Source organism: Frankia sp. Allo2 (genome assembly GCF_000733325.1).
In the GTDB taxonomy this organism is placed as follows: Bacteria; Actinomycetota; Actinomycetes; order Frankiales; family Frankiaceae; genus Frankia; species Frankia casuarinae.
Genome location: NZ_JPHT01000074.1, coordinates 1 through 8,201, shown reverse-complemented (window position 1 = coordinate 8,201; position 8,201 = coordinate 1). Strand labels below are relative to the sequence as shown.

Below are 8,201 nucleotides of genomic sequence, written 5' to 3'. Positions count from 1 at the left end.
CCCTCGTGCAGGTAGCGGTAGCCCACCGACCGGGACACCCCATGATCGGAGAAGAGCCGCCTGGCCCTGGTGCCGTCACAGAACCAGCGCAGGACCATCACGGCCTGTTCCAACGCGGACAGCGTCCGGGTGCCCTTGCGGGTACCACGACGTTGACGCTCCGCCACGAGAAGACCCGCCAGACGGAAAACGGTGTGATCGCCGAACGGCAGCTCGGCGGTGTATGTGAAACTCATCGAGGCGTGGGGTTCCTTCGGAGTTGCTCTTTGGTCGGAACAACTTCCTACCGGAGCCCCGCGCCTTCATCGTCTCCACCCCCAGGGACGCTCACACCCAGCGACGCTCACGGAGCGTCACCAAACGTTGCAGGGAAAGGCTCAGTGGGTCATTTCCCCTCGGCGAACCAGGGCGCGGCGGTCCGGACGGTGGAGCCGTCCATCGCGGCGGATGGCCCTATGGCCGCCGCCGTCCTGGCCGCCCTCGAGGTCCCGGCGCTCGTGCTCTCAAACGACTTCGGCGATGATCCGGGCGGGGTCCAAATCCAGGCCTGGTTAGAGCGGCACCGGGTGGCCTCCACGGCCCGGCCGGTGCCGGATCAGTCAACGTCGCACATTGTGATCGTGGCCGACGATGACGGCACCCGAACCTGGTTTCCGTACCTGCCCGGGGTACTGGATGGGCTGATGGCCGTGGACCTCACACCGCTGGCCTCGGCATCCTTCGCCTATGTGGACTGCTACCAGCTCATCGAACCAGCAAGCCTCCGCGCCATCGAGGCCGCCCGCCGGGCAGGGGTTCCGCTGCTGCTCAACCTCGGCGGCTCCAGCCTCAGCCCGGAGGTGGCTTCCGCGCTCCGGGATTGGCCGGAACTGCTGGTGATCCAGACGAACGTGGACGACGCCGCGCACGGGGAGGCCCTGGCGACGGCGGCCTCCCTGCGGAGCCAGACCCGGGCCTCCTGGGTGGTGGTCACGGCCGGAGCCTTCGGCGCGGTCGCCCTCAGCGACACCAGCCGGGTATCCGTTCCCGCCTTCGAGATCGTGGTACGGCACACCCACTGCGCCGGCGCGGCCTTTTCCGGCGGCCTTCTCTACGGTCTGCGTCTCGGCTGGCCGATGGGGGAAACCCTGGAGCTGGCAGCGGCCAGCGGAAGCCTTCGCTGCGAGCGTCCCCACCACGAACCCCTTCCGGACCTGGACCAGCTGCGCGCCTTCATCAGTTCCCGCGCTCGTCTGGCTGCCCCGGCCGCTGGCTGACCGAACGAGAAGCCCGCCCCTACGCCGTTGGAGGGGCGGGCTCTTCGGGGTGAACGCGGTTGGTCGGTCTACGGCGGCGGGTGATTAGTCGCTGATGGGCGGCACCTCCTTTGGATGCGGGGGCGTCGGCCGCGCCTCGGCACCGGCAGCGGCCAGGCATGGGGCGGCGGGGCGGTCTAAAACAGGTCCCACTCCCGGAGTGAAGTGGTCAGCTCGTCCAGGCGGTCCCGCGTCAGGCGTTTGCGGGCGGCCTCGGCGGCCGTTTCCTGGGCGGCGCCGAACTGCCACCAGCGCTCCCCAGTCTTCCGGTCCATGACCAGGAAGCGATCTTTGACGGCCGGGCCGCGGATCACCAGCGACACCGTGAACGGCTCCGCCACCACGGCGCGCACCATCGAGTGATGCAGGGCGTAGCTGCTGCCCACCGGTTCCGGCCGCACCACCAGCGCCTTCAGCGCGTCCGGGGCCGGGGAGTCGTCCACGTCCACATTGCCGAAGAGGTGGTGGCGGTACTCCCCGCGCAGCACCAGGCTGGCGTAACTCCAGCGGTGGTTGTGAGGCCGGTCGAAGTAGCCGGGGAGGAAGACGTGCAGCCGGACCCGGACACCAGCGTCATCCTGGTACAGCACGATTTTGTCCAGGATGTCGTAGTGCTCGCACAGGGCCAGCAGTTCCGGCCGCGTCGGCAGGCGGAGCAGGGCTTCCCTCACCGCCTCCGGGTCCTCCGCCACCTGCGCCAGCGCCTTGCGGGTGCCGCTCTCCACGGCGTCGAGGTCGTCCCAGTCCAGTCCCCGGAGGGGCTTGATGATCTCATTCATCAGGGTGTCTCCCTCAGTCCTCGGGCTTGGCGGACGACTTCCACAACCGGCACACCGGCACGATGTCCGGCTCCGCGGCGCAGGAGGAGCCGCCCATGACGACTTCCTCGGCGGGGCAACCGCCCTGGCAGGCGGAGGCCTTGCACCCGCCGCACGCGCTCGTCATCAGCGGTTGGGTGAACAGGTCGAACTCGTTGGCCTCGCGGTTCAACACCACCTGCCCGTCCTGCATCCGGGCGAAGTTGAGGTCCGTGTCGAACAGGTACGAACAGACGTAGCAGCGCCCGTCGGGAAAGATCGNAATGCGGTCCAGCGTCCGGCCGATGCACCCCTGGTATCCCTCCGCCGCATAGCGGCTCATCTGGTTTCGCCGGGCGTAGGTGGGCTGGTACCAGACCCGGGTTTTGTAGGCCGGGGCCACCTGGTTGATGACGTCGCAGTACGTCACCCAGGCTGATGGACCCATCGCCATGTCGGCGTTGCCGTGGCCGGTGCCGATGGTGGAGAAGACGTGGAACTTCACGAGGGACACGCCGATCTCGTCGGCCAGGTCCAACAGCTTCAGGGCGTCGCCCCGGTTGGCCCGGTTGACGGTGCAGATGATCCGGGTGTCGAAGCCGCGTCCGGCCAGCTCCGCCGTCGTCTCCAGAGCCACGTCAAAGGTGCCCTCGCCGCGTACCTGGTCGTGGGTGGCGGCGCTCCCGCCGTCGAGGCTGACCTGGACGTAGGCGAAGTCCGCCGGTTCCAGCTGGCGGAACTTCCGTGCCGCGGGCTTCTGGGCGTTCGTGGTGGTGATGACGTCCTCGTACCCCAGCTGCCGCCCGAGCCGGATGGCCTCGATGTAGTTGGGGTGAAGCGTCGGCTCCCCGCCCAGGATGGTCAGCTTGCTGCCGCCCATCCGTCGCCAGGTCCGCAGCGTCTCCGTGATCTGGGGCAACGGCATCTTCAAGGCGCGCTCCAGTCGTTCGCCCATGTAGCAGTGTTCACAGCGCAGTTGACAGGCCTCGGTGATGTAGAGGTACACATTCCGGAACCGGCCGTAGGCGATCCGGTCAATGTGTTCCGGGGCAGGTGCGTCAGCCCGGCGCGGCATCCGGGCGTGGCCATAGTCGTCCCTCGGGCGCAGGTGGGGAAGATCAAGGAAGGTGGTCATGCGGGGCTGCTCCTGGCGGTGAGGAGGGCGGTAACGGCCTGGGCGGTGTCCTCGGGGGTGGTGCCGCTGTCGAGCGCGTGAACGGTGACGCCGCCACCCGCGAACGCCTCCTTGATCCCGTCAGCGGTCTGGCGGTACCGCTGTAGCCGGGCGCGGAGGAGCCGGGGCGCGTCCCCGCGGCGGGGGNGGAGGATGCCGCCGCACCGCGCGCAGCGCTGGGGGTCGTCGGCGCGGGCCTCGGCGGGGNGGNGGGGGTCACGGANGGGGTCGCGCTCGCAGNGGTGGCAGNCCCGGNGGTGATAGGCCCGCCGGTACAGCGTGGTGACGTTCACCGTCAGCTCCACGGCGACGACGGCGCAGCCGGGGGCCGTCTGCCGGAGCGCCGCCAAGAAGTGCCGGACCTGGGCGGCATTGCCGGGGAAGTTGTCGAAGATGACTGTCCCCGTGCCCCCGGCCGTGACCAAGTCCTCCAGGTAGGCCCGGAGGGTGGCAATCACGGTGAAGTCGTCAATCCAGCCCAGGCGTTCCGCGCTGGTGGCCGTGGCCGCCAAGATCGTGGTGGGGACGTGCTCACGCAGGCGGAACACGGCGGTGGCCGGGGCCTTGCTGAGCCGCGCCGTCAGCGTGGTCTTGCCAGCGGCCGGAGGTCCGAAGACCGGGACGGCAACCGTGAGGGTCACGGCATCCCCCTTTCGCACCCTGGGGACGGGGATTGAGATGTCCTCAGGGTCCGGCCGGGGATCGTGGAGGACCACGCCTGTGGTTCGTGCCGGGCATACGCGAGACGCATAGACACTGCGCCGGAGGGTGTTACGGTCGGGTCCGGATCGTGCCCAAACGGTTACGGAACGGGGGATGGCCAGGCATGACGACCACGCCTGACCTACGGCACTGCGCCCGGTGCAANCGCCGCCTGGCCGCCGACAACCCGCAGCCCATGTGCGGCACCTGCCAGCGCGCCGTCATCGACGCCCGGGTCCGCCCGCCCGAGGTGCCCCCGGAGTTCTGGGCGCTGGATCAGATGAGCGACGCCCTGGCGACGTGGCACATGGGCCGGGTGATCTTTGCCTACCGGACCCATCCCCACCATGCCCAACCCATCTCTCAGGAGCTGGTGGGCGGGTGGCTGGGCCTGACACAGGCGCAGCTCAGCCGGATAGAGAACGGCCGCGCCCCCGAAGAGCTGACCAAGCTGATTCGCTACAGCCAAATCCTCGGCATCCCGGGGGAACTGCTCTGGTTCGACCGTCCCGNGGAGCCGCGCACCCGGGCCACCGGAGGGAGCCAGGCGCCGGCGCTCACCGTGCCGGTCATCGTCGGCGGGCAACAGGTGGCGCTTCCCATTGACCGCGCCGCCGCGCACTCCCACGGCCTCACTGATCTGGTCGCGGAGCTGGCTTCGGACTCTGGCGAGGCGGGCGCGCCCCAGGTGCCGATGCCCCGGGGGGAGCGGGCCGCGCCCGGGTCGGCCCACGTCGTCCCACTGGCGAGCCTAGAGGAAATGCAGCACTTGGCCGCCGCGATGCAGGACGCGGGCCGCTACCTGGATGAGACGGTGGTGGGCTACTTCGGCCAGCAGTTCACCCGGTGCAAGGCCAACGACGGCCAGATGGGGCCGCTCCGGGCGCTGCCCCTGGTGTTGGGCGTCCTCGATGCCATCCAGTCCCGCGCCCGGGATGTCCGCCCCCAGGTGCGGCGCGCTCTCCTCAGCGTCGGGGCAGACGGGGCAGAGTTCGCGGGCTGGCTCTACCGCGACTTGCACGACGCTACGTCGGCGGCCTACTGGTACGACCGGGCGATGGAGTGGGCGCAGGAGGCCGGGGACCTGCCAATGCAGGGCTACATCCTGCTTCGTAAGTCCCAGTCCGCCTATGAGGACCGTGACGCGACGCGGGTGCTTACCCTCGCCCAGGCGGCGCGCTACGGGCCGTGGANCCTGCCGCCCCGGGTTCAGGCAGAGGTCACGCAGCAGGAGGCACGCGGTCTGGCGATGACCGGCGACCCCATCGGCGTCGTGGAGCAGAAGCTTGACGAAGCTCGCGCGCTGCTGGGGGCGGCCGACGACGACCCGGATTCCCTGGGGGCCGGGTACGACGAAGGAACCTGGTTGTTGCGGTCGGCCACCTGCTACATCGAGGCGGGAAAGCCGGGCCGGGCCGCGGCCCTCTACGGCGAAGTCCTGGCAACCGGCGCGCTGTCCCGCCGGGACGAGGGCTACTACCGGGCACGCCGGGCTGTCGCTCATGCGTTAGGCGGCGAGCCTGACGCCGCCGCCGAGGAAGGCCTGACCGCCCTGCGGCTGGCGACGGCCACCGGCTCCAGCCGCACCACCCGGGAGTTGACGCGGGCCGCCCAGATATTGACGCCCTGGCAGACCCGGCCCGGNCCCCGCCAGCTGCGCGCCGCCCTGCTGGTCTANCCCGCCGTGAGCCAGTCCGCCACCGTGCGGATGACGAAGGCCTGCCACTCCTGGCTTTGGGGGTCGACGTAGGTGGGGTCCTCGTGGACGGCGAAGCCGTGTTGCGCGCCCTCGATCTCCACGAGCTGGTGTTCCGCCTGGAACCGGGGTGCCGCCGCCCGGGAGGCGTCCACCGAAATGAAGGTGTCCTTGGTGCCGTGGACGATCAGGGTGGGCGCGGCGATTTCGGCAACCACCTGAATCGGCCTGATCCAGAACACCTCCGCGAGCATCGCCCGGCCGTGCCGGACCGTCGGGGAGTGGTGGATGAAGCCGTCCTTGGTCAGTCGGGCGGCGGCTTCGTCGTCCAAGAAGTCGCCGTGCCAGTACGGCTTCTGGTCCACGTACCGGTTCTTGTAATCCAGCTGAGGGTTCAGGAGCACCAGCCGGGCCAGCTCCTCCGGCCGCTTGGCTGCGTAGTAGGCGGTCAAGCCGCCGCCGAAGCTGGTGCCAAGCAGGTGGATGACCTGCGCCCCGGTGTCCTCCCGCACCCGCGCCAGCGCCACCGCGATGTCGTTGAGGTGCGCCGTCAGCGTCGTCTCCTCCTGGCGGCCTTCGCTCTCCCCGTGGCCCCGGAGGTCAAAGCGCAGCGAGGCCACTCCCGCCTCCGCCAGCCCGGCGGCCAAGCGCGTGAAGAAGCCGCCCTCTTCCCGGGTTACCCCGCCGCCGTGGACCAGAACCGCGGCCCGTTCGTACGTCGCCTCCGGCGTCACGAGGGTTCCGGCCAGGTGCAGGCCGTCGAAGGTGCGGAGCGAAACGGCGGTGTCGCGCGAGGGCATGGCACTCCTTTGATGATCGGCTGCCGTCCCCTCCATCCTCCGGCCCCNAGCGCACCCAGACCAGAGGTGGCGGCGGCCGGGTGCGGTCACGGCCGCGCGTCTTCACCCGGCGGGAGGTCCCAGTCCAGCGCGCGGAGGCCGTCAGCCACCCGCCGGAGCACCACCAGGTCCGTGAAGACCTCGGCGGGCTGGGCGGGGCCGGATGAGGCCGGACGGTGGGGTAGCGGTTCGGCGTCCTCGGGGAGGACGTGGGCCGGGGCCGCCAGAGGCAGGCTGCACCAGACCACCTTGCCGCCGGAGCGGGGGCGGTAGTACGCCCACCGGGCGCTCAGGGCGTCCACCAGCAAAAGCCCGCGCCCACCTTCGGCGTCGTCTCCAGGCTTTCGCCGCACCGGCGCGGTCTGGTTGGCATCCCAGACCTCAATGACCAAATCGGCGTCCGTGCGGGTCAGGCGCATGGCGATCACGCCGCTCCGGCCTGCCGACGCCCGGCACGCGTTGGTCACGAGCTCCGAGGCCAGCAGTTCCGCCGTATCCGCAACTGCGGCCAATCCCCAGGCAGCCAACGTCGCCGTGGTGTGCTGGCGGGCCGCGCTCACCGTCTTGGCCGTGGCCTCGAACTGCCGGACCGTGGACGAGCGCGCCAGGCGTGGGCGTGCGCTCGTCGAGGTCGCCGGGGCCGTCACGACGGCTGAGCCCCGACGTCGTCGCCGGCGGCCGCGGTCGCAATCAGCCGCGCACCGGCCTCACTGATTTCTGCTTCGATTGCGCGCCGTGCAGCAATGAGCGAGGAGAGGTGATAGAGGTCGGGAACGATGACGATGGCACCGTCCGCGCGCCGGACCGCATCCAGTAGCAGCGTGAGGCCGGGGCGGATGAGCTGGCCCGGCGGCATGTTCCGGTCCACGAACACATCGGCGAGGGCCTGGCCCCGGCGGCGGCGTGGGAACCGAGCCGATCATGCAGGCGGTCTACCTCGGCTTCGTCGTCGTCTTCCGTCCTGATGTAGCCGTACACCGTCCCGGGCATCCGCGCTCCCTCGCTGGCCGTGGTGACGACCCGGACCGGGGAGTGACCTCAACCCGGCCCGGGACGCCTACGGCAACGGTGAGCGGCACATCATGGGGGGCGCCATGCATGTCGGGTATAGCGACCATCCATATAGTCCAATATCCAATCCAGATCGGCGCCTAACCTCGCTGGGCCGAATTAAATTCAGGATTGATCTGCCGCGCCGACTTTGAGTACGTAATTGGTGTGTAGGAGCGTTCGCGCTTCGCTCAGAACTTCCAATAGGACTTCTGCCACCAGGGGAGCCTCGGCTGAATCTCCGGCCAGCCAGCCGCGTAGCTTCGCTTCCAGCTAGAGTTTCGCAGTTTTCTTGATCCAGATCAGTGTCTGGCAACGGCTGGATAATTTTCCCGATTGCTTTCGGGTGGATGATTCCCTGGTGCCTGCCGGTGGTATCGCGGTGCGTGGCGGAGGGGTGGAAGGCCAGCGCGAGGGGCTGGTGGCGGGAGCATCAGCGTTTCCTGTACCAACCCGAAAGTTGGACGCCGATGCTCCCGGACGTGACGATACCGGTTTCTCTGGCGGTGCTGCTGGAGGGTTTCCGGCCGTGTTTCACCGCGCCGTCGTTCCGGACGTTCCGGGCGCTCGTCGTGGGGATGCTCGCCACCGGCGGGCGGCGCACGGTGTGCGGGATGCTCGTCGGCGCGGGCCTGTCCACGCTGTGGC

At 69.6% G+C, this 8,201-nt stretch carries 8 protein-coding genes and 1 pseudogene; 2 read left to right on the top strand and 7 right to left on the bottom strand.

Annotated features, from left to right (window positions below; genetic code table 11):
* Positions 1-236 (bottom strand): annotated as a pseudogene (locus ALLO2_RS22495) (IS5/IS1182 family transposase); the annotation flags it as partial.
* A 219-nt stretch (positions 237-455) separates the two neighbouring features.
* Between ALLO2_RS22495 and ALLO2_RS22490 the strand changes: the two are divergent.
* Entirely contained in the window at positions 456-1,256 is an 801-nt protein-coding gene (locus ALLO2_RS22490) for a carbohydrate kinase family protein (protein WP_035734624.1), read from the top strand.
* A 176-nt stretch (positions 1,257-1,432) separates the two neighbouring features.
* Here the strand turns inward: ALLO2_RS22490 and ALLO2_RS22485 are convergent, their stop codons facing one another.
* The 3 genes from ALLO2_RS22485 to ALLO2_RS22475 all read right to left on the bottom strand — a co-directional run bounded on the left by ALLO2_RS22485 (position 1,433) and on the right by ALLO2_RS22475 (position 3,907).
* Positions 1,433-2,074 (bottom strand): hypothetical protein, encoded by a 642-nt coding sequence (locus ALLO2_RS22485; RefSeq protein WP_011436944.1) that lies wholly within the window; start codon positions 2,072-2,074, stop codon positions 1,433-1,435.
* Positions 2,075-2,087: 13 nt separating this feature from the next.
* Positions 2,088-3,227, bottom strand: a complete 1,140-nt coding sequence (locus tag ALLO2_RS22480; RefSeq protein ID WP_035734623.1) for a radical SAM protein — start codon at positions 3,225-3,227, stop codon at positions 2,088-2,090.
* Positions 3,224-3,907, bottom strand: coding sequence for a hypothetical protein (locus ALLO2_RS22475; RefSeq protein WP_035734628.1), 684 nt, complete (start codon positions 3,905-3,907; stop codon positions 3,224-3,226). The genes ALLO2_RS22480 and ALLO2_RS22475 overlap by 4 nt, the downstream gene beginning before the upstream one ends.
* Before the next feature lie 185 nt (positions 3,908-4,092).
* On the opposite strand from ALLO2_RS22475, the gene ALLO2_RS27970 reads away from it, so the two are divergent.
* Positions 4,093-5,718, top strand: coding sequence for a helix-turn-helix transcriptional regulator (locus ALLO2_RS27970; RefSeq protein WP_304413249.1), 1,626 nt, complete (start codon positions 4,093-4,095; stop codon positions 5,716-5,718).
* On the opposite strand, the gene ALLO2_RS22465 is transcribed toward ALLO2_RS27970, so the two are convergent.
* From ALLO2_RS22465 to ALLO2_RS27675, 3 genes are all read right to left on the bottom strand, one after another.
* Positions 5,643-6,464 (bottom strand): alpha/beta hydrolase, encoded by an 822-nt coding sequence (locus ALLO2_RS22465; protein WP_011436939.1) that lies wholly within the window; start codon positions 6,462-6,464, stop codon positions 5,643-5,645. The two genes, ALLO2_RS27970 and ALLO2_RS22465, sit on opposite strands and share 76 nt — an antisense overlap.
* Positions 6,465-6,550: 86 nt before the next feature.
* The gene (locus tag ALLO2_RS22460; protein ID WP_011436938.1) at positions 6,551-7,150 is read right to left on the bottom strand and encodes an ATP-binding protein; all 600 of its coding nucleotides are present in this window, start codon (positions 7,148-7,150) and stop codon (positions 6,551-6,553) included.
* On the bottom strand, positions 7,147-7,371 hold the full coding sequence (locus tag ALLO2_RS27675) for a recombinase family protein (protein ID WP_232235282.1): 225 nt from the start codon (positions 7,369-7,371) through the stop codon (positions 7,147-7,149). The genes ALLO2_RS22460 and ALLO2_RS27675 overlap by 4 nt, the downstream gene beginning before the upstream one ends.
* Positions 7,372-8,201 lie beyond the last annotated feature (830 nt).